20 protein-coding genes, 3 tRNA genes and 1 pseudogene are annotated in these 21,481 nt (G+C 49.1%); 16 read left to right on the top strand and 8 right to left on the bottom strand.

Annotated elements, in window-relative coordinates; all coding sequences use genetic code 11:
* Nucleotides 1-424 precede the first annotated feature (424 nt).
* From cydA to FFT88_RS07855, 14 genes are all read left to right on the top strand, one after another.
* Complete coding sequence (gene cydA / locus FFT88_RS07920) at nt 425-1,993, top strand: cytochrome ubiquinol oxidase subunit I (RefSeq protein ID WP_010331061.1); 1,569 nt, start codon at nt 425-427, stop codon at nt 1,991-1,993.
* 15 nt (nt 1,994-2,008) lie between these two features.
* A complete protein-coding gene (gene cydB, locus FFT88_RS07915; RefSeq protein WP_135404561.1) occupies nt 2,009-3,148 on the top strand; it encodes a cytochrome d ubiquinol oxidase subunit II in 1,140 nt (379 codons plus the stop codon).
* Between the two features lie 14 nt (nt 3,149-3,162).
* The gene (gene cydX, locus FFT88_RS07910; RefSeq protein ID WP_000270283.1) at nt 3,163-3,276 is read left to right on the top strand and encodes a cytochrome bd-I oxidase subunit CydX; all 114 of its coding nucleotides are present in this window, start codon (nt 3,163-3,165) and stop codon (nt 3,274-3,276) included.
* Nucleotides 3,276-3,569 (top strand): cyd operon protein YbgE, encoded by a 294-nt coding sequence (gene ybgE, locus FFT88_RS07905; protein WP_063096546.1) that lies wholly within the window; start codon nt 3,276-3,278, stop codon nt 3,567-3,569. Before cydX ends, ybgE begins: the two co-directional genes overlap by 1 nt.
* Before the next feature lie 149 nt (nt 3,570-3,718).
* Nucleotides 3,719-4,123: a tol-pal system-associated acyl-CoA thioesterase gene (ybgC, locus tag FFT88_RS07900; RefSeq protein ID WP_001098372.1), complete on the top strand. Its 405-nt coding sequence runs from the start codon at nt 3,719-3,721 to the stop codon at nt 4,121-4,123.
* Complete coding sequence (gene tolQ / locus FFT88_RS07895) at nt 4,120-4,812, top strand: Tol-Pal system protein TolQ (protein ID WP_000131310.1); 693 nt, start codon at nt 4,120-4,122, stop codon at nt 4,810-4,812. Before ybgC ends, tolQ begins: the two co-directional genes overlap by 4 nt.
* Nucleotides 4,813-4,815: 3 nt before the next feature.
* Nucleotides 4,816-5,244 carry a colicin uptake protein TolR gene (tolR, locus tag FFT88_RS07890; protein WP_000090097.1) on the top strand — a complete coding sequence of 143 codons (429 nt, stop codon included), beginning with the start codon at nt 4,816-4,818 and terminating at the stop codon, nt 5,242-5,244.
* A gap of 63 nt (nt 5,245-5,307) precedes the next feature.
* Nucleotides 5,308-6,600, top strand: coding sequence for a cell envelope integrity protein TolA (gene tolA, locus FFT88_RS07885; RefSeq protein ID WP_135404560.1), 1,293 nt, complete (start codon nt 5,308-5,310; stop codon nt 6,598-6,600).
* 132 nt (nt 6,601-6,732) lie between these two features.
* Complete coding sequence (gene tolB / locus FFT88_RS07880) at nt 6,733-8,025, top strand: Tol-Pal system beta propeller repeat protein TolB (RefSeq protein ID WP_010352214.1); 1,293 nt, start codon at nt 6,733-6,735, stop codon at nt 8,023-8,025.
* Between the two features lie 34 nt (nt 8,026-8,059).
* Complete coding sequence (gene pal / locus FFT88_RS07875) at nt 8,060-8,581, top strand: peptidoglycan-associated lipoprotein Pal (RefSeq protein WP_001295306.1); 522 nt, start codon at nt 8,060-8,062, stop codon at nt 8,579-8,581.
* A gap of 9 nt (nt 8,582-8,590) precedes the next feature.
* Nucleotides 8,591-9,382, top strand: a complete 792-nt coding sequence (cpoB, locus tag FFT88_RS07870) for a cell division protein CpoB (protein WP_135404559.1) — start codon at nt 8,591-8,593, stop codon at nt 9,380-9,382.
* A 164-nt stretch (nt 9,383-9,546) separates the two neighbouring features.
* A tRNA-Lys gene (locus FFT88_RS07865) sits at nt 9,547-9,622 on the top strand.
* A 51-nt stretch (nt 9,623-9,673) separates the two neighbouring features.
* Nucleotides 9,674-9,749 (top strand) — tRNA-Val (locus FFT88_RS07860).
* 4 nt (nt 9,750-9,753) lie between these two features.
* A tRNA-Lys gene (locus FFT88_RS07855) sits at nt 9,754-9,829 on the top strand.
* A gap of 49 nt (nt 9,830-9,878) precedes the next feature.
* Here FFT88_RS07855 and FFT88_RS07850 read toward each other — a convergent pair.
* From FFT88_RS07850 to FFT88_RS07830, 5 genes and pseudogenes are all read right to left on the bottom strand, one after another.
* On the bottom strand, nt 9,879-10,763 hold the full coding sequence (locus FFT88_RS07850) for a LysR family transcriptional regulator (protein WP_130216870.1): 885 nt from the start codon (nt 10,761-10,763) through the stop codon (nt 9,879-9,881).
* Nucleotides 10,764-10,835: 72 nt separating this feature from the next.
* Nucleotides 10,836-12,093, bottom strand: a pseudogene (locus tag FFT88_RS07845) (nucleoside permease).
* 58 nt (nt 12,094-12,151) lie between these two features.
* Entirely contained in the window at nt 12,152-12,985 is an 834-nt protein-coding gene (gene xapA / locus FFT88_RS07840; protein ID WP_130216866.1) for a xanthosine phosphorylase, read from the bottom strand.
* Nucleotides 12,986-13,216: 231 nt separating this feature from the next.
* Nucleotides 13,217-14,146 carry a nucleoside 2-deoxyribosyltransferase gene (locus tag FFT88_RS07835; protein ID WP_135404558.1) on the bottom strand — a complete coding sequence of 310 codons (930 nt, stop codon included), beginning with the start codon at nt 14,144-14,146 and terminating at the stop codon, nt 13,217-13,219.
* Between the two features lie 54 nt (nt 14,147-14,200).
* Nucleotides 14,201-15,454, bottom strand: a complete 1,254-nt coding sequence (locus FFT88_RS07830) for a nucleoside permease (RefSeq protein ID WP_135404557.1) — start codon at nt 15,452-15,454, stop codon at nt 14,201-14,203.
* A 602-nt stretch (nt 15,455-16,056) separates the two neighbouring features.
* Between FFT88_RS07830 and FFT88_RS07825 the strand changes: the two genes are divergently transcribed.
* Nucleotides 16,057-17,055 carry a bile acid:sodium symporter family protein gene (locus FFT88_RS07825; RefSeq protein ID WP_130207366.1) on the top strand — a complete coding sequence of 333 codons (999 nt, stop codon included), beginning with the start codon at nt 16,057-16,059 and terminating at the stop codon, nt 17,053-17,055.
* Here FFT88_RS07825 and FFT88_RS07820 read toward each other — a convergent pair.
* From FFT88_RS07820 to zipA, 3 genes are all read right to left on the bottom strand, one after another.
* Nucleotides 17,052-17,270 (bottom strand): DUF3820 family protein, encoded by a 219-nt coding sequence (locus FFT88_RS07820; RefSeq protein WP_111948453.1) that lies wholly within the window; start codon nt 17,268-17,270, stop codon nt 17,052-17,054. The two genes, FFT88_RS07825 and FFT88_RS07820, sit on opposite strands and share 4 nt — an antisense overlap.
* Nucleotide 17,271: 1 nt before the next feature.
* Complete coding sequence (gene ligA, locus FFT88_RS07815) at nt 17,272-19,287, bottom strand: NAD-dependent DNA ligase LigA (RefSeq protein ID WP_135404556.1); 2,016 nt, start codon at nt 19,285-19,287, stop codon at nt 17,272-17,274.
* Nucleotides 19,288-19,357: 70 nt separating this feature from the next.
* Nucleotides 19,358-20,338, bottom strand: a complete 981-nt coding sequence (gene zipA, locus FFT88_RS07810; protein WP_130221982.1) for a cell division protein ZipA — start codon at nt 20,336-20,338, stop codon at nt 19,358-19,360.
* A 229-nt stretch (nt 20,339-20,567) separates the two neighbouring features.
* Between zipA and cysZ the strand changes: the two genes are divergently transcribed.
* On the top strand, nt 20,568-21,329 hold the full coding sequence (gene cysZ / locus FFT88_RS07805; protein WP_130207372.1) for a sulfate transporter CysZ: 762 nt from the start codon (nt 20,568-20,570) through the stop codon (nt 21,327-21,329).
* Nucleotides 21,330-21,481: the final 152 nt, after the last annotated feature.

Here is a 21,481-nt window from a genome sequence, read left to right as displayed (position 1 = left end):
TCTGGTTACAATAAATTAACAATAAAATTACCAATGATCTATAGATTATACATGATTAACATATCTGGTTGATTTTGATATAAATCAATTTTTAATTCTTGAAAAAAATCTGCAAAACGAGATAAATTGTCGTAGATCAAATTGGTGGGATAGTGACAATTTCACTATAAATTGATCACTGTCGAAAAATGCAAATTTGCTCAATAAAAACCTGTTTATTGTAAGGATTTTGCGGCGTAATATAATTACGGGATCAATTTGGTTTATTCATTAACATATTTGTAACTTTTTTATCATTGTCTTTCCTCTTTTGATGAAATGGCAACGATAGGGGCGAGCAAATAATTTTGTATTGGGGCATGCGTGTGACCCTTTCTAACGGGGTTCACTCTCGGAGTCTTCATGCGATGAGCAAGGAGTCATGATGTTAGATATAGTCGAACTGTCGCGCTTACAGTTTGCCTTGACCGCGATGTACCACTTCCTTTTTGTGCCGCTGACGCTCGGTATGGCGTTCCTGCTGGCCATTATGGAAACGGTCTACGTCCTTTCCGGCAAACAGATTTATAAAGATATGACCAAGTTCTGGGGCAAGTTGTTTGGTATCAACTTTGCTCTGGGTGTGGCAACCGGTCTGACCATGGAGTTCCAGTTCGGGACTAACTGGTCTTACTATTCCCACTATGTAGGGGATATCTTCGGTGCTCCGCTGGCAATCGAAGGTCTGATGGCCTTCTTCCTCGAATCCACCTTTGTAGGTCTGTTCTTCTTCGGTTGGGATCGTCTGGGTAAAGTTCAGCATATGTGTGTCACCTGGCTGGTGGCGCTCGGTTCAAACCTGTCCGCACTGTGGATTCTGGTTGCGAACGGCTGGATGCAAAACCCAATCGCGTCCGATTTCAATTTCGAAACCATGCGTATGGAGATGGTGAGCTTCTCCGAACTGGTGCTTAACCCGGTTGCTCAGGTGAAATTCGTTCACACTGTAGCCTCTGGTTATGTGACTGGCGCGATGTTCATCCTCGGTATCAGCGCATGGTATATGCTGAAAGGCCGTGACTTCGCCTTCGCTAAACGCTCCTTTGCTATCGCTGCAAGCTTCGGTATGGCTGCCGTTCTGTCTGTTATTGTTCTGGGTGATGAATCCGGTTACGAAATGGGCGACGTGCAGAAAACCAAACTGGCTGCAATTGAAGCCGAGTGGGAAACGCAACCTGCGCCTGCTGCCTTTACTCTGTTCGGTATTCCTGATCAGGATGAGCAGACGAACAAATTTGCGATCCAGATCCCTTACGCGCTGGGCATCATTGCAACGCGTTCCGTGGATACGCCAGTGATCGGCCTGAAAGAGCTGATGGTTCAGCATGAAGAACGCATCCGTAACGGGATGAAAGCGTACTCTCTGCTCGAACAACTGCGTTCTGGTTCTACCGACCAGGCGGTTCGTGACCAGTTCAATAGCATGAAGAAAGACCTCGGTTACGGTCTGCTGCTGAAACGCTATACGCCAAACGTGGCGGATGCGACTGAAGCTCAGATTCAACAGGCAACCAAAGACTCCATTCCGCGTGTAGCGCCGCTGTACTTCGCGTTCCGCATCATGGTGGCGTGTGGCTTCCTGCTGCTGGCAATCATTGCGCTCTCCTTCTGGAGTGTCATCCGCAACCGCATTGGCGAGAAAAAATGGCTGCTGCGCGCCGCGCTGTACGGTATTCCGCTGCCGTGGATTGCTGTAGAAGCGGGCTGGTTCGTGGCTGAATATGGCCGCCAACCGTGGGCTATCGGTGAAGTGCTGCCGACAGCTGTGGCGAACTCGTCACTGACCGCAGGCGATCTCATCTTCTCGATGGTGCTGATTTGCGGCCTGTATACCCTGTTCCTGGTGGCAGAATTGTTCTTAATGTTCAAGTTTGCACGCCTCGGCCCAAGCAGCCTGAAAACCGGTCGCTATCACTTTGAGCAGTCCTCCACGACTACTCAGCCGGCACGCTAAGACAGGAGTCGTCAAATGATCGATTATGAAGTATTGCGTTTTATCTGGTGGCTGCTGGTTGGCATTCTGCTGATTGGTTTTGCAGTCACTGACGGTTTCGACATGGGGGTGGGCATGCTCACCCGTTTCCTCGGTCGTAACGACACCGAGCGTCGAATTATGATTAACTCCATCGCACCACACTGGGACGGTAACCAGGTATGGCTGATCACCGCGGGCGGCGCTCTGTTTGCTGCCTGGCCGATGGTCTATGCCGCTGCGTTTTCTGGCTTCTATGTGGCGATGATCCTCGTGCTGGCGTCTCTGTTCTTCCGTCCGGTCGGTTTTGACTACCGCTCCAAGATTGAAGAAACCCGCTGGCGTAACATGTGGGACTGGGGCATCTTCATTGGTAGCTTCGTTCCGCCGCTGGTGATTGGTGTGGCGTTCGGTAACCTGTTGCAGGGCGTACCGTTTAACGTTGATGAATATCTGCGTCTGTACTACACCGGTAACTTCTTCCAGCTGCTTAACCCGTTCGGCCTGCTGGCAGGCGTTGTGAGCGTAGGGATGATCATTACTCAGGGCGCGACCTACCTGCAGATGCGTACCGTGGGCGAACTGCACCTGCGTACCCGTGCAACGGCTCAGGTGGCGGCATTGGTGACGCTGGTCTGCTTCGCACTGGCGGGTGTATGGGTGATGTACGGTATCGATGGTTATGTCGTGAAATCGACAATGGACCATTACGCAGCCTCTAACCCGCTGAATAAAGAAGTGGTTCGTGAAGCTGGCGCATGGCTGGCGAACTTCAACAACACGCCGATTCTGTGGGCTATTCCGGCGCTGGGTGTGGTTCTGCCACTGCTGACCATCCTGACTGCACGTATGGATAAAGCCGCGTGGGCGTTTGTGTTCTCCTCCCTGACGCTGGCCTGCATCATCCTGACTGCCGGTATTGCAATGTTCCCGTTTGTGATGCCGTCCAGCACCATGATGAATGCAAGTCTGACAATGTGGGATGCAACTTCCAGCCAGCTGACGCTTAACGTCATGACCTGGGTTGCGGTGGTTCTGGTTCCGATCATTCTGCTCTACACCGCCTGGTGTTACTGGAAAATGTTCGGACGTATCACCAAAGAAGATATTGAACGTAACACCCACTCTCTGTACTAAGTAAGGAGCTAAAAATGTGGTATTTCGCATGGATTCTGGGAACGCTTCTTGCCTGTTCGTTTGGGGTAATCACCGCGCTGGCGCTTGAGCACGTCGAATCAGGTAAAGCCGGTCAAGAAGACAGCTGATGAGTAAGGTTATCGCAACTTTGTATGCGGTAATGGACAAGCGCCCCCTGCGGGCGCTTTCCTTCGTGATGGCGCTTCTGTTAGCAGGATGTATGTTTTGGGACCCATCACGTTTTGCCGCGAAGACCAGTGAACTGGAAATCTGGCATGGTTTATTGCTGATGTGGGCCGTCTGTGCTGGCGTAATTCACGGCGTGGGTTTTCGTCCGCAGAAGGTTCTTTGGCAAGGGATTTTTTGCCCACTGCTTGCCGATATCGTTCTCATTGTCGGGCTGATTTTCTTCTTCTTTTAAATCAGAATTCTCTTTAAAAATTTATGGACCTTCAACAGTCCATAAATTTTTACGCTCCCTTAACTTGCCCTCATTCCCAAACCTCAATCGCGCGCGTATAGTAGCAGCGTTTAAAAGTTCTAATTTTTGTTGCATTACCGGGATGTAAAGTGAATACAACGCTGTTTCGATGGCCGGTTCGCGTCTACTATGAAGATACCGATGCCGGTGGTGTGGTGTACCACGCCAGTTACATCGCTTTTTATGAAAGAGCACGCACAGAGATGCTGCGTCATCATCACTTCAGTCAACAGGCGCTGATGGCTGAACGCGTTGCCTTCGTGGTGCGTAAGATGACGGTGGAATATTACGCACCTGCGCGGCTCGACGATATGCTCGAAATACAGACTGAAATAACATCAATGCGTGGCACCTCTTTGGTTTTCACGCAACGTATTGTCAACGCTGAGAATACTCTGCTGAATGAAGCCGAGGTTCTGATTGTTTGCGTTGACCCACTCAAAATGAAGCCTCGTGCGCTTCCCAAGTCTATTGTCGCGGAGTTTAAGCAGTGACTGACATGAATATCCTTGATTTGTTCCTGAAGGCGAGCCTTCTGGTTAAACTTATCATGTTGATTTTGATTGGTTTTTCAATCGCATCCTGGGCCATTATTATCCAGCGGACCCGCATTCTTAACGCCGCAGCTCGCGAAGCCGAAGCGTTTGAGGATAAATTCTGGTCTGGAATCGAACTTTCTCGCCTCTATCAGGAGAGCCAGGGAAAACGAGATAATCTCTCGGGGTCGGAACAAATCTTTTACAGTGGGTTCAAAGAATTTGTGCGCCTGCATCGTGCTAACAGCCATGCACCGGAGGCCGTAGTGGAAGGCGCGTCGCGCGCGATGCGTATTTCCATGAACCGTGAGCTGGAAAATCTGGAAACGCACATTCCGTTTCTCGGTACGGTGGGTTCCATCAGCCCGTATATCGGTCTGTTCGGTACAGTCTGGGGGATCATGCATGCCTTTATCGCTCTCGGCGCGGTGAAGCAGGCAACATTGCAAATGGTTGCGCCCGGTATCGCAGAAGCGTTGATTGCTACAGCAATCGGTCTGTTCGCCGCTATTCCGGCGGTTATGGCCTACAACCGCCTCAACCAGCGCGTAAACAAACTGGAACTGAATTACGACAACTTTATGGAAGAGTTTACCGCGATTCTGCACCGCCAGGCGTTTACCGTTAGCGAGAGCAACAAGGGGTAAGCCATGGCCAGAGCGCGTGGACGAGGTCGTCGCGATCTCAAGTCCGAAATCAACATTGTACCGTTGCTGGACGTACTGCTGGTGCTGTTGCTGATCTTTATGGCGACAGCGCCAATCATCACCCAGAGCGTGGAGGTCGATCTGCCAGACGCTACTGAATCACAGGCGGTGAGCAGTAACGATAATCCGCCTGTGATTGTTGAAGTGTCTGGTATTGGTCAGTACACCGTGGTGGTTGAGAAAGATCGTCTGGAGCGTTTACCACCAGAGCAGGTGGTGGCGGAAGTATCCAGCCGTTTCAAGGCCAACCCGAAAACGGTCTTTCTGATCGGTGGCGCAAAAGATGTGCCTTACGATGAAATAATTAAAGCGCTGAACTTGTTACACAGTGCGGGTGTGAAATCGGTTGGTTTAATGACGCAGCCTATTTAAGCATCTGCGTTTCCCTTGCTTTAAGAGAGCGGGTAACAGGCGAACAGTTTTTGGGAACCGAGAGTGTCAAAGGCAACCGAACAAAACGACAAGCTCAAACGGGCGATAATTATTTCAGCAGTGCTGCATGTCATCTTATTTGCAGTGCTGATCTGGAGTTCGTTCGATGAGAATATAGAAGCTTCAGCCGGAGGCGGCGGTGGTTCGTCCATCGACGCTGTAATGGTTGATTCAGGTGCGGTAGTTGAGCAGTACAAACGTATGCAAAGCCAGGAATCAAGCGCGAAGCGTTCTGAAGAGCAGCGCAAGATGAAGGAACAGCAGGCTGCTGAAGAACTGCGTGAGAAACAAGCGGCTGAACAGGAACGCCTGAAGCAGCTTGAGAAAGAACGGTTAGCTGCTCAGGAACAGAAGAAACAGGCTGAAGAAGCCGCTAAACAGGCCGAGTTAAAGCAGAAGCAAGCGGAAGAGGCAGCAGCGAAAGCGGCGGCAGATGCTAAAGCGAAGGCTGAAGCGGAAGCCAAAGCTGCCGAAGAAGCAGCGAAGAAAGCGGCTGCGGACGCGAAGAAAAAAGCAGAAGCAGAAGCCGCCAAAGCCGCAGCCGAAGCCCAGAAAAAAGCCGAGGCCGAAGCCGCCAAAGCTGCAGCGGCGCTGAAGAAGAAAGCGGAAGCGGCAGAAGCTGCTGCAGCTGAAGCAAGAAAGAAAGCGGCAACTGAAGCTGCTGAAAAAGCGAAGGCAGAAGCTGAGCAGAAAGCGGCTGCTGAAAAGGCGGCTGCAGATAAGAAAGCCGCCGCTGAAAAAGCCGCAGCCGACAAAAAAGCAGCAGAAAAAGCGGCTGCTGAAAAGGCAGCAGCTGATAAGAAAGCCGCTGCAGAAAAAGCCGCCGCAGACAAAAAAGCCGCAGCGGCAAAAGCAGCAGCAGAAAAAGCAGCAGCTGAAAAAGCGGCTGCAGCAAAAGCTGCCGCGGAGGCAGATGATATTTTCGGTGAGCTAAGCTCTGGTAAGAATGCACCGAAAACGGGGGGAGGGGCGAAAGGGAACAATGCTTCGCCTGCCGGGAGTGGTAATACTAAAAACAATGGCGCATCAGGCGCAGATATCAATAACTATGCCGGGCAGATTAAATCTGCTATCGAAAGTAAGTTCTATGATGCATCGTCCTATGCAGGTAAAACCTGTACGCTGCGCATAAAACTGGCACCAGATGGCATGTTACTGGATATCAAACCTGAAGGTGGCGATCCCGCTCTTTGTCAGGCTGCGTTGGCAGCAGCTAAACTTGCGAAGATCCCGAAACCACCAAGCCAGGCAGTATATGAAGTGTTCAAGAACGCACCATTGGACTTCAAACCGTAATCGCGATGTTGGTCGTCACGGCGGTCAACATCAGACATCGGTTGTCGTAGGGTTCTGGTAGTTTTGTGTATTTGAGTTTGTTAACATTCTGCTAAATTATCGTGGGCTATCTGTCCAGATAAGGGAGATATGATGAAGCAGGCATTACGAGTAGCATTTGGTTTTCTCATACTGTGGGCGTCAGTTCTGCATGCTGAAGTCCGCATTGTGATCGACAGTGGTGTAGATTCCGGTCGTCCTATTGGTGTCGTTCCATTCCAGTGGGCGGGTCCAGGTGCGGCACCTGAAGATATTGGCGGCATCGTTGCTGCTGACTTGCGTAACAGCGGTAAATTTAATCCGTTAGATCGCGCTCGTCTGCCTCAACAGCCAGGTAGCGCGCAGGAAGTTCAACCTGCTGCATGGTCTGCGCTGGGCATTGACGCTGTCGTTGTAGGTCAGGTCACTCCGAATCCGGACGGTTCTTACAATGTTGCTTATCAGCTGGTTGATACCGGCGGTGCACCGGGTACTGTGCTTGCTCAGAACTCATACAAAGTAAACAAACAATGGCTGCGTTACGCTGGCCATACCGCCAGTGATGAAGTGTTTGAAAAACTGACCGGCATTAAAGGTGCGTTCCGTACCCGTATTGCCTATGTTGTTCAGACCAATGGCGGCCAGTTCCCGTATGAGTTGCGCGTGTCTGACTATGATGGCTACAACCAGTTTGTGGTTCACCGTTCTCCGCAGCCGCTGATGTCTCCGGCGTGGTCACCGGACGGTTCTAAACTGGCATATGTTACCTTCGAAAGCGGTCGTTCCGCGCTGGTAATTCAGACGCTGGCTAACGGTGCAGTGCGTCAGGTTGCTTCCTTCCCGCGTCACAACGGTGCGCCTGCCTTCTCGCCAGACGGCAGCAAACTGGCTTTTGCGCTGTCGAAAACTGGTAGCCTGAATCTGTACGTAATGGATTTAGCCTCTGGTCAAATCCGTCAGGTGACAGATGGTCGCAGCAACAACACCGAACCGACCTGGTTCCCGGACAGTCAAAACCTGGCATTTACTTCTGACCAGGCCGGTCGTCCGCAGGTTTATAAAGTGAATATCAACGGCGGTGCGCCGCAACGTATTACCTGGGAAGGTTCGCAGAACCAGGATGCGGATGTCAGCAGCGACGGTAAATTTATGGTAATGGTTAGCTCCAATGGTGGGCAGCAGCACATTGCCAAACAAGATCTGGTAACGGGAGGCGTACAAGTTCTGTCCTCAACGTTCCTGGATGAAACGCCAAGTCTGGCACCTAACGGCACTATGGTAATCTACAGCTCTTCTCAGGGGATGGGATCCGTGCTGAATTTGGTTTCTACAGATGGGCGTTTCAAAGCGCGTCTTCCGGCAACTGATGGACAGGTCAAATTCCCTGCCTGGTCGCCGTATCTGTGATAATAATTAATTGAATAGTAAAGGAATCATTGAAATGCAACTGAACAAAGTGCTGAAAGGGCTGATGATTGCTCTGCCTGTTATGGCAATTGCGGCATGTTCTTCCAACAAGAACGCCAGCAATGACGGCAGCGAAGGCATGCTGGGTGCCGGCACTGGCATGGATGCGAACGGCGGAAATGGCAACATGTCTTCCGAAGAGCAGGCTCGTCTGCAAATGCAACAGCTGCAGCAGAACAACATCGTTTACTTCGATCTGGACAAATACGATATCCGTTCTGACTTCGCTCAAATGCTGGATGCTCACGCAAACTTCCTGCGTAGCAACCCGTCTTACAAAGTCACCGTAGAAGGTCACGCGGACGAACGTGGTACTCCGGAATACAACATCTCCCTGGGTGAACGTCGTGCGAACGCCGTTAAGATGTACCTGCAGGGTAAAGGCGTTTCTGCAGACCAGATCTCCATCGTTTCTTACGGTAAAGAAAAACCTGCAGTACTGGGTCATGACGAAGCGGCATACTCCAAAAACCGTCGTGCGGTACTGGTTTACTAAGAGAATTGCATGAGCAGTAACTTCAGACATCAACTATTGAGTCTGTCGTTACTGGTTGGTATAGCGGCCCCCTGGGCCGCTTTTGCTCAGGCACCAATCAGTAGTGTCGGCTCAGGCTCGGTCGAAGACCGCGTCACTCAACTTGAGCGTATTTCTAATGCTCACAGCCAGCTTTTGACCCAACTCCAGCAGCAACTCTCTGATAATCAGTCCGATATTGATTCCCTGCGTGGTCAAATTCAGGAAAATCAGTATCAACTGAATCAGGTCGTGGAGCGGCAGAAGCAGATCTTGTTGCAGATCGATAGCCTTAGCAGCGGTGGTGCAGCGGCACAATCAGCCAGCGGCGATCAAAGCGGGGCGGCGGTGGCAACGACGCCAACAGCTGATGCAGGTACTGCGAATGCTGGCGCGCCGGTGAAAAGCGGCGATGCAAATACTGATTACAATGCAGCTATTGCGCTGGTACAGGATAAATCCCGCCAGGATGACGCGATGGTGGCATTTCAGAATTTCATCAAAAATTATCCTGATTCAACTTACCTGCCCAACGCCAATTATTGGCTGGGTCAGTTAAACTACAACAAGGGTAAGAAAGATGATGCGGCGTATTATTTTGCTTCGGTAGTGAAAAACTATCCGAAGTCGCCGAAGGCTGCGGATGCGATGTTTAAAGTTGGCGTCATCATGCAGGACAAAGGTGACACCGCGAAAGCAAAAGCCGTGTACCAGCAGGTTATCAGTAAATACCCTGGTACTGATGGTGCTAAACAGGCCCAAAAACGTCTGAACGCCATGTAATGCATAACACGCGACCAGAAGTCGCATTATTTCTGGTCGTGTCGTGCGATTCATAAGCAGTTGAGTGATCTACATCGAAATTTTTGTTGCGCTCAAGTCTGAAATCAGTAATATATGCCGCCGTTGCCACGGGATATCAAACAAACCGAAAGCAACGAAAAAGTGGGTCGTTAGCTCAGTTGGTAGAGCAGTTGACTTTTAATCAATTGGTCGCAGGTTCGAATCCTGCACGACCCACCACTAATTGCGGTGTGTTTGGTGGAAGCAGTTTGTAGTATCCAGCGCAGTATCGGGTGATTAGCTCAGCTGGGAGAGCACCTCCCTTACAAGGAGGGGGTCGGCGGTTCGATCCCGTCATCACCCACCACTTCGGGTCGTTAGCTCAGTTGGTAGAGCAGTTGACTTTTAATCAATTGGTCGCAGGTTCGAATCCTGCACGACCCACCAATGTAAAAAGGCGCCCTAAAGGCGCTTTTTTGCTATCTGCGATATTCCTTCACGCGATCAAAGCATTAACCAACCTCTCCAGCGCAGGCGTCGCGTGTTGCTGTTCATAGACAATATACAGATCTGCCGGAATACGTTCTTCCAGTGGACGAAATACCACACCGGGCCAACTCATCTGGGCATAGCTATCTGCCATTAATGTCACGCCCAATCCCATACTGATCATCGCCAGCACAGTTTGCGGCTCTACGGCCTCCCGGACGATCATCGGTGAAAAACCTGCCTGCTGACAAACGCGCTGTAAAAACGCCCAGTCAGAATGGACGGAAGGCAGCGTTACAAAGTATTCATTGCGTAATGCGGTTAGCGGGATGGCATCTCGCGATGCCAGATGATGGTCTTGCGGAATAGCAACCAGAAAAGAGGATTCATGTAAGCGTAAGCTGGTAAACCCCGTGGTTGGTTCAATCGCCATCCGCCAGATACCCGCATCCAGTTCCCGCCGCTCCAGCAACGCCATTTGCATGCCTGGTGATTTTTCACGAAATGAGACATGAACATTGGGGCATTCTTTCAGAAAGCACCGCATCGCCGGACGCATTCGCCCCCACATTGCTGTTCCCACCACGCCCAGCTCAATCCGCCCTGCCTCACCGCGACCAATCTGCTCAACCCGTGCCATCGCCTGACTGGCATTCGCCAGTAACCGTCGTGATTCTTCCAGTAAAATTTTTCCCGCATGAGTGAGCGCCACACTGCGCGAATGACGAACGAACAGCAACGTGCCCAGTTGTTGTTCCAGATCTTTAATATGAATACTTAATGGCGGCTGCGACATATTGAGCCGCGCAGCCGCCCGCCCAAAGTGAAGTTCTTCTGCAACCGCAAGAAAATAGCGCAATAACTTGAGATCAATACGATGCGTACTTTCCATGATTATTGCGCTCCATAAGTTTGGTAAGGCTCCAAATCTAGCACATTGCAATAAAGGTCAACCCCGTTTACATCAGTGAGCTAATGATTTTTGTGCCATTTTTTCAGGTTCATGCTTATAACGGAAAAACAGGGCAAAGATCACTGCCAGGGCCAGCGCATACGCAGCAAATACCAACCAGATAGTTTGCCAGTCTTTCACACCATCAACCGTGAAATAGTCAACCGCCATACCACTCAGAAGAGAGCCGATCCACGCCCCTACGCCGTTGACCATCGTCATAAATAAGCCCTGAGCGCTTGCGCGAATACTGGAATCCACTTCCTGTTCGACAAACACTGAACCTGAGATATTAAAAAAAGTCGAACGCACAGCCATACACAATCATCGATAACAACAATAATACAAAGCCACCTGGCGATGGGTCGCCAAAGGCAAAGAAGCCAAAGCGTAATGTCCACGCGACCATACTCATCAACATGACGGTTTTTATGCCAAAACGCTTCAGGAAGAAGGGAATAGTAAGAATGAAGCCGACTTCCGCCATTTGCGAAACAGAGAGCAGGATGGAAGGATATTTCACCACGAAGCTATCAGCAAATTCAGGGTTACGAGCAAAATCGTGCAGGAACGGGTTACCAAAAACGTTAGTAATTTGTAGTACCGCACCTAATAACATGGCAAATAAAAAGAAAATCGCCATACGCGGATTTTTAAATAACACAAACGCATCCAGACCTAATTTACTGGAAAGCGTAGTGCTGATTTTATGCTCCGCCACTGGAATTTTCGGTAGCGTTAATGCATAGACCGCTAACACTAAAGAAGCGCCAGAAGCAATATACAGTTGCACACTACTTAACTCCAGATGCAATAAACTCACCAGCCACATGGCGACAATAAATCCCACAGTGCCATAAACACGGATTGGCGGAAAACAGGTTACCGGATCTAATCCGGCTTGGGCCAGACACGAATAAGAAACACTATTGGACAATGCAATAGTGGGCATGAACGCCATTGCGTTAAGCAACATTATCCAGAACATCATATTCGGTTCAGTCACGGAGGCGGCATAAAAAAGTACCCCGGCGCAAATAAAGTGGCACAGCATATAGGTACGTTCAGCTCGTAACCATTTATCTGCAATAATACCCATAATGGCTGGCATAATAATTGCCGCAATGCCTTTAGAGCTGTATGCCATACCAACATCAGCCCCGGTAAAATGTAAGGTGTTTATCATGTAAGAGCCGAGGGTAACTAACCAACTCCCCCAGATAAAATATTGCAGAAAAGACATAATCTTTAAACGCGTTGCGATATTCATTTTTGGTTTCCTTATCGCAGTGAGATGGCCCCATCCGCGAGGCCATTTTTTATTGCTTTCAGGCGATTTTGCGTAAGAATCCGCAAATCAGATTGATAAAGTTTTGCCGGGATAATTCCGCTGCAGCCAGCGTTTGGGCATGTGACAATTTCACATCGCTTAAACCTTCCGCCATATTAGTTATTGCAGACACAGCAACGACTTTCATTTCGCTATGACGTGCGGTAATCACTTCAGGCACTACAGACATACCCACAACGTCACCGCCAATCATCTGCATCATGCGAATTTCTGCCGCCGTTTCGAAGTTAGGCCCTGGATAAGAAACAAAAACGCCCTCTGTGAGCGGAAAACCTTCTTCCTGCGCGACGGACTGCAAAACGGCCCGATAATCAGCATCATAAGCGTTCGCTAATGAGAAAAAACGCTCGCCGAAGCGATCATCATTAAGGCCTGTCATCGGTGTGCCTGGCATCGTGTTGATGTGATCTTTCAGCGCAACCAAACTGCCCGCCCTCACTTCCGGGCGAAGCGAGCCTGCAGCATTAGTGCAGAACAACAACTCACAGCCCAGCAACTTGAACGTGCGAATCGCATCAGTCATGACTGTCATTCCGCGGCCCTCATAAAAATGGCCACGACCTTTCATGCAAGCTACAGGCACACCAGAGAGCATGCCGAGGACCAACTCTCCTGCGTGACCATGTACGGTGCTCACCGGAAATCCCGGCAAATCGCTATAAGAAATAGCGACCGCGCCTTCAATCTGTTCAGCCAACGCACCCAGCCCCGAACCAAGAATAAACGCAACACGTGGGGTAAAGTTTGGTTTGTGGCGACGAATGATATCTGCGCAATACCACGGGTTTTGTGAAAAATGAGATTGGGTCATGGAAAGTCCTTGTAATAAACATTATTCGTTAAATATGTGTCACTTCTTCTTATAACGAGAAAAAGTCGTGACTGACCAATACATTTGCCAGAGATATTCAATATATTTTTTAAATCGATCATACCGTCCCCCGGCAGAGAGATATAACGACGGTATAATTTATTTTGGTAGTTAATTTAAAAAGTTGATTATCAGGCAATCACTCACCTGATAATCAAGAAGAATAAAATATTACATTTCTTTGTTGTCAATCAATGCTTCAAGCTCTGCAAATGAATGTGCCACCGTTGATGACCAGGTTATCATTAAATTTAGATAATCGGTCGTCAGTGCAGACTGATACTTTTGTTGCTTACTACAATAAATAATCGATTGCTGCCCTAATGCATAGGCAATGCCATTCATAATACCGGTGTCAACATTCGGCTCAAAGGTATCAGAATAAAAAATGGCTTGTCTGGATTTTCTTAAATTATCAATATCAGTCGCAATATCATTCATGTTGTCACCAACGATAAATGTTTTACCCACACTAACGATCGCGTCTTTGATATTCTCCAGTAAGCCCCGAGATGGTTCTGTATACATAAAGTTAGGATCAAGATAATAATCATACTCAATGGGCAGTGGAGTAACGGGTATAGCTGGAGTAATCGTCGTGCCGAAGTCGGCAATTAAATTTTGCTGAAATATTTGCAATGCACGATTGATGATGTCTGATGTTTGTTCACGATAGTTGCTGATACTGGCATCAGAATCTGACACTGATACAACTTTTGCTACATAATTTATCAGCTTACTTATAGGGTAAAACTCTGAAGAGTTACCTGCCGCCCATAAGAGAAAGTCGGTCGTAACCAGATGTACCGGCATTCCTAAAGCCCATGCATAGCCCACTTCCCACGCACAACCGGAATCATAGGTTCCGCCATCGAAATAACCGATAACCCCAACGCTGTTGTCCATATTCGCGACATCGTTAACAAAAATCTCCTCTTCACTGGAGGCACCGGCATCATCACGATAAGGAAGAAAAGTATGGATCAGGGGCGGTAACAGACCATCGTCAATCCATTGATCGATGATGTCATTTAAATTTAAAGCATCTAATCGCCAGGGTGCACAATAGACCCGACATTGGTTATACAATTGATTTGCCATAACATCCTCCTTTACGAATCCTGTAAAACATTATTAATTTTGATAAATACCGTATCAGGCGTAATGACTGGACGTCGTCGTGGCACCGTTGTGTTTATATTTAAACAACACCATAAATGCGAGAGCAAGAACCAGTGAATACCCAGCAAATACCAGCCAAATGGTTGCCCATTGCGGGTTACCATTCGTTGTTAAATAATCGACGACTTTGCCACTAATAAAACCGCCCAGAATACAACCAAAACCATTGGCCATCATCAGGAATACGCCCTGAGCACTATTACGGATCGAGGGATCAACTTCTTGTTCAACAAATACCGAGCCAGATATATTGAAGAAGTCAAAGGCACAGCCATAAACAATCATCGAAAGAATTAACAGAATAGTACCGCCGAATGAAGGATCGCCATAAGCGAATAAACCAAAGCGCAGCATCCAGGCAATCATGCTCATCAGCATGACATTTTTAATACCATATTTTTTCAGAAAAAATGGAATAGCAAGAATGAAACAAACTTCGGATATCTGAGAAATCGATAACAAAATAGAAGCATGGGTGACAACAAAACTATTGGCAAACTCTGGAACACTCTCGAAGCTGTGGAGAAAAGTATTTCCAAACATTCCGGTAATCTGTAATTCTGCCCCAAGCAGCATGGCAAAGATAAAGAAAATAGCCATTTTGCTATTTTTGAACAGTGCAAATGCACGCAGCCCGAGAACGTCTATTATTCCTTGGGCCTGGTTAGATTTAGCCATCGGTACAACGGGTAATGTCAACGTAAACAGACTTAATCCTAATGAAGCCGCCGCTCCGATATACAATTGCATATGACTTAATTCAAAACCCGCCAGACTTACTGCCCACATCGCAACAATAAATCCGATCGTTCCCCAGATGCGTATTGGTGGAAACTCAGTCACAATATCCATACCCGCATTTTGTATACGGTAATAGGAAATCGTATTACTCAAGCCAAGCGTTGGCATATAAACGAGAGAGTTAAGTAAAATGACAATGAACATTGCCGAAGGCGTTGTAACAGATGCCGCGATAAATAATGTTACCGCGCCAAAAAAGTGACAAGCGGCATAAATCCATTTAGCGCTAATCCATTTATCTGCCACAATGCCAAATAGTGTTGACGTTATCACCGCTGCAATACCCAATGTACTGTAGACTGCACCAATATTTTCTCCTTTGAAGCGCAGCGTAATAAACATATAAGAACCAAATGTGTTTAGCCAACTTCCCCACAAAAAGAATTGCAGAAATGAAAGAACTTTTAACTGTAGTTTTAGATTCACCGTCGTCCCCTTCGATTTGAGCCTCCCCTTTAAATATCCTGAAACACATCAAATTTACCAATATCTTTTATTGTAATGATCAATTGCGATTTGATATCGATTCTGAAAACATTAAGAAAGCCACCCTAATATTGCGTAATGATCATGAGTTTTTAGATAAACCACTAACCCAGTAACAGCAACACTAAACAATCACATCAAAAATATATGAAGCAATCACATTCATGATATTTATTGTTCGCGTGAAATATACAATTAAAAGGCAGTTCCTGTTATTAAACCTGAGTCTGCCCTCATAGTTTTACCGCACCGTTAATAATAAAGTGAGTGAAACGCTCTCTCCGGGTGACATTCTTTATTCAATAAAATACCCGTTCTAAACCAGCGCTGATCATGCTAAAACTGCTATGTACATCAGTAGTAATAACCTTCTGTGATTTTTTCGGCTGTCACATAGTTCCCTCAGTTAACGGCCCCTATTTGCCAACCAGGCGAAGCTCCCCCCCTGACTTCCCATTACCACGCACAAATTGATAAGCAATTCAGTTTTATTTATCAATCAGAACAACGCACAATGAAAGCATCGGTCATCTGGAGTCTTTATGAAACTTTTTCGTATCCTCGATCCTTTCACCTTAACCCTGATCACGGTGGTATTGCTGGCTTCTTTCTTTCCGGCCAGAGGCGGTTTTGTCCCCTTCTTTGAAAATCTGACCACGGCAGCTATTGCCCTGTTGTTCTTTATGCACGGCGCTAAGCTGTCGCGTGAGGCGATAATTGCTGGCGGTAGTCACTGGCGATTGCATTTGTGGGTAATGTGCAGCACCTTCGTACTGTTTCCGATTCTGGGCGTACTGTTTGCCTGGTGGAAACCGGTAAATGTCGATCCGATGCTCTATTCCGGTTTTCTCTATTTGTGCATTCTCCCGGCTACCGTGCAGTCTGCAATCGCCTTTACTTCAATGGCGGGCGGTAATGTCGCGGCGGCGGTTTGTTCTGCGTCGGCATCCAGCCTGCTGGGGATTTTCCTTTCGCCGTTGCTGGTCGGTCTGGTAATGAATATCCACGGTGCAGAAGGCAGTCTGGAACAGGTCGGTAAGATTATGTTGCAACTACTGCTGCCGTTCGTGCTGGGACATCTTTCTCGCCCGTGGATTGGTAACTGGGTAGCACGCAATAAAAAGTGGATAGCAAAAACCGACCAGACATCCATTCTTTTGGTCGTTTATACGGCATTCAGCGAAGCCGTCGTTAACGGCATCTGGCACAAAGTCGGTTGGGGTTCGCTGCTGTTTATTGTGGTAGTTAGCTGCGTATTGCTGGCTATTGTGATTGTGATTAACGTCTTTATGGCGCGTCGACTGGGTTTCAATAAGGCGGATGAAATCACTATCGTCTTCTGTGGCTCGAAAAAGAGTCTGGCGAATGGTATTCCGATGGCGAACATTCTGTTCCCCACATCGGTGATCGGTATGATGGTACTGCCGTTGATGATTTTCCATCAGATCCAACTGATGGTTTGCGCGGTACTGGCGCGTCGTTATAAGCGCCAGACCGAGCAACTGCAGGCGCAGCAGGAAAGCAGCGCCGGAAAAGTTTAAAGCGGACGTTTCAGGGGCTGGACCAGTTGTGTCAGCCCCTCGGTTTTAATCAGCAACGTGATTTGCATTAACTCACCAAGTTTGCCTGCCGGAAACTCATCTTTGCGGGCAAACCACAGCAGATACTCTTCCGGCAGGTCAATTAAGCGACGCCCTTTGTACTTGCCAAACGGCATCACCGTATTGGCAATTTCAATCAGCTGCTCTTTCTCCACCTCAGCTCCCCAGCAAACGCAGCATTTCCGCTTCGTCGATGACTTCAATGCCCAGTTCCTGCGCCTTCGCCAGTTTAGAGCCTGCAGCTTCTCCGGCAATCACCAGATCGGTTTTCTTCGACACGCTGCCCGCCACTTTCGCGCCCAGTTCGACCAGTCGAGCTTTAGCGTCATCACGCGACATCTGACTTAAGCTACCGGTGAGCACCACAGTTTTACCGGCAAACGGGCTGTCGATCTCTTCCGCGTTAATCACCACCGGCGCAGGCCAGTAAACGCCTTCCGCCAACAGCTCGCTGATGACATTGCGGTTGCTTTCTTCGGCAAAGAAGTTGTGAACATGAGATGCCACCACGATCCCGACGTCTGGCACTTTTTGCAGCTCTTCAATCGAGGCTGATTCCAGCGCTTCCAGCGTGCCAAAATATGCCGCCAGACCGGCTGCGGTAGCCTCACCGACTTCACGGATGCCAAGGGCATAGAGGAAGCGGGCAAAGGTGGTTTCTTTCGCTTTTTCCAGCGCGTTAACCACATTTTGTGCCGATTTCGGCCCCATTCGCTCCAGCCCGGTAAGTTTGCCTGCGGTGAGTTTGAACAGGTCCGCCGGAGTGTGGACGTATTCTTTTTCAACTAGTTGGTCGATAATTTTGTCACCCATGCCATCAACGTCCATCGCACGACGGGAAACAAAGTGTTTCAGCGATTCTTTACGTTGAGCACCGCAAATCAGGCCACCAGTACAGCGAGCCACGGCTTCGCCTTCTACACGTTCCACGTCAGAACCACATACCGGACAATGCGTCGGGAATACAACCTCACGGGTATCTTCCGGTCGTTCAGAAAGCACAACGTTAACCACCTGCGGGATCACGTCACCTGCGCGGCGAATCACCACTTTATCGCCAATGCGTAAACCGAGACGTTCAATTTCGTCGGCGTTATGCAGTGTGGCGTTGCTCACCAGCACGCCTGCAACATGGACAGGTTCCAGACGCGCAACGGGCGTAATCGCACCTGTACGCCCAACCTGAAACTCTACATCACGCACAAAAGTCATTTGTTCCTGCGCAGGGAATTTAAACGCAACAGCCCAGCGCGGGGCGCGGGAAACAAAGCCAAGTTGCTCCTGCTGCGCCAGCGAGTTGACCTTAATGACTACACCGTCAATATCAAAGCCCAGCGTCGGGCGGTCTTCTTCCACTTTGTGGTAAAACGCCAACACATCTTCTGCTGATTCGCAAAGCGTTACCCGATTGCTGACTGGTAATCCCCACGCTTTAAACTGCATTAAGCGGCCCAGATGAGTGTCCGGCAATTCGCCACCTTCCAGTACGCCAACGCCATAGCAGAAGAAAGTAAGCGGTCGCTTCGCAGTGATACGCGGATCAAGCTGGCGCAGAGAACCTGCCGCCGCATTACGTGGGTTAGCAAACACTTTTCCGCCCGTGCGTCGCGCCTCTTCGTTAATCTTCTCAAAGCCCGCCTGCGGCAGGAACACTTCACCACGCACTTCCAGACGTGCTGGAATATTCTCACCATGCAGTTTCAGCGGAATGGCGCGAATGGTACGCACGTTAGACGTGATGTCTTCCCCAGTAGTGCCATCGCCACGGGTCGCCGCGCTTACCAATACACCATTCTCATACAGAATGCTGACGGCAAGCCCATCGAGCTTTAACTCACAGCACCAGGTCACTTTTTCGTTGTTTTTCAGACGATCCTGTACGCGTTTGTTGAAAGCGAGAAAACTTTCTTCATCAAATACGTTATCCAGGGACAGCATTGGCACTTCATGACGGATCTGGCTAAAGGCTGCCAGCGGCGCAGCACCTACACGTTGGGTAGGTGAATCAGGGGTAATCAGCTCTGGATGTTTGGCTTCCAGCTCACGCAACTCGCGCATCAGCCTGTCGTATTCAGCGTCGGGAATTTCCGGCGCATCCATCACATGATAAAGATATTCATGGTGGCGAAGCGTCGTTCGCAGTTCTGTCAGTTGTTGTTCGATTGATTCCATATCGCACCATCAATGCTAAAAACCCCCGACAAGCGGGGGTTCGAAAAGAAGTTAATTTGCCCTAAGTGTATCAGGCGTTGGCGTCTTTGACTTCGCGGATGATGTCCTGATACTCGCGCAGTTTCTGCGGAGTCATCATACGGCGCTGATCGTCAAGCACTACGCCGCCTACTTCATCGGCAATATGCTGCGCGGATTGCAGCATCAGCTTGAAGTTTTGCAGTTCATCACCGTAAGACGGCACCTGCATGAAGATAGTGACACCCGGCGTTGTGAAATCCTTCATTTCAGGATCAAAGGTTCCCGGTTTCACCATATTCGCCAGGCTGAATAACGCCGGGCCGCTGCCATCCGGGCTAAGATGGCGATGATAAATATTCATATCGCCAAAGATAAAGCCCGCCTGTTGAATGCTATTAAGAAGCAGTTCGCCGTTCAGCTCGCTACCGTGATGCGCCGCGACGTTCATGATGATCACCGCTTCTTTGCGCTTCGGCTTATCCATCACAGGCGCTGGTTCAGCTACAGGTTCAGGCTGCGGTGCCGCTACAGGTTCCGCGGTCTGGAAAGTAGGCTGCGGAGCTGGAGGCACCTGCGAAGCAACCGGCTGTTCAGGCTGCGGCGGGTAAGCCGGCTGCTGTACTGGCTGCGGTTGTTGCACTGGCTGCGGTTGCTGAACAGGCTGCGCTGAATGCGGAGCATGTTGCGGCGGTACCTGCGCTTCAGGCGGCTGCTGAACCGGTTGACGCGGTTGCGCAGACGCATAAGGCGGTTGGTACTGGTGTTGCGGCGACGGACGAGCAGCCTCATGCTCCTGGGCGTTAGCCGGGGCATGATTTACGCGGTGAACACGAACCTCACCAACGCCCTCATCATCTTCGACATCCTCGTCATAAGAATCGTCGTCACGTTTTGACTTCATTCGTTTTAGTGGCCGATCGCGAAACATAGAAGATCGTTCTTTACGGCTGGTCCAGAAACCATGTACCAGTAAAGCGATTATGGCGATCGCGCCAACAATGATTAATATCAGACGCAAATCCTGCATCATTATATTCTCTGTTGTTCTAACACCTTGCCACCACGGCAAACATTTACTCACTAAGAGTATTTGTCGATTACCTCAAGTGCAAGTGCACTATTAACTTTCACAGCACAAAGATAGATGAAATCGTGCTTTTTGCTGGTTTTTCGAACATATCCTAACTGTCCATTGCGCAAATACCCGGTAAAATACGCAGAACTTTCCTGGGATTGGTCAAAAGGAGCATATCCTGATTATGGTTTCAACATTCACATCTGCCTCACGCAGCGGTTTTTACTATTTTGCGCAAGGCTGGAAGCTCGTCTCGCAACCTGGGATTCGCCGTTTTGTCATCTTACCGCTGTTGATCAATATCTTGTTGATGGGAGGCGCGTTCTGGTGGCTCTTTAGCCAGCTGGATGTTTGGATCCCGTCGTTAATGAGTCACGTACCTGACTGGCTGCAATGGTTGAGCTATTTGCTGTGGCCTGTAGCGGTTATCTCCGTGCTACTGGTTTTTGGCTATTTTTTCTCCACCATCGCCAACTGGATTGCCGCACCATTTAACGGTTTGTTGGCTGAACAACTGGAAGCAAGACTGACTGGCGCTACGCCACCGGATACCGGTATTTTCGGCATCATGAAAGATGTGCCGCGGATTATGAAACGTGAATGGCAAAAGTTTGCCTGGTATCTGCCGCGCGCGATTGTATTGCTGATCCTTTACTTCATCCCTGGCATTGGGCAAACCGTTGCACCGGTGCTGTGGTTCCTGTTCAGCGCCTGGATGTTAGCCATCCAGTACTGCGACTATCCGTTCGATAACCACAAAGTGCCATTCAAAGAGATGCGCACTGCCCTGCGCACGCGCAAAATCACTAATATGCAGTTTGGTGCTTTAACCAGCTTGTTCACGATGATCCCGGTACTCAACCTGTTCATCATGCCGGTGGCCGTTTGTGGCGCTACGGCGATGTGGGTCGATTGCTACCGCGCTAAACATGCATTATGGCGGTAACAATTTACCGATTATTTTGTAAACATTATGTGTGGAACAGGGGTGGCTTATGCCGCCCCTTATTCCATCTTGCGAGCCATTATTTCCCTTCTGCATATAGATATGCTAAATCCTTACTTCCGCATATTCTCTGAGCGGGTATGCTACCTGTT

This window comes from Escherichia sp. E4930, assembly GCF_005845405.1.
In the GTDB taxonomy this organism is placed as follows: Bacteria; Pseudomonadota; Gammaproteobacteria; order Enterobacterales; family Enterobacteriaceae; genus Escherichia.
This window is presented reverse-complemented; position numbering and strand designations above follow the sequence as displayed.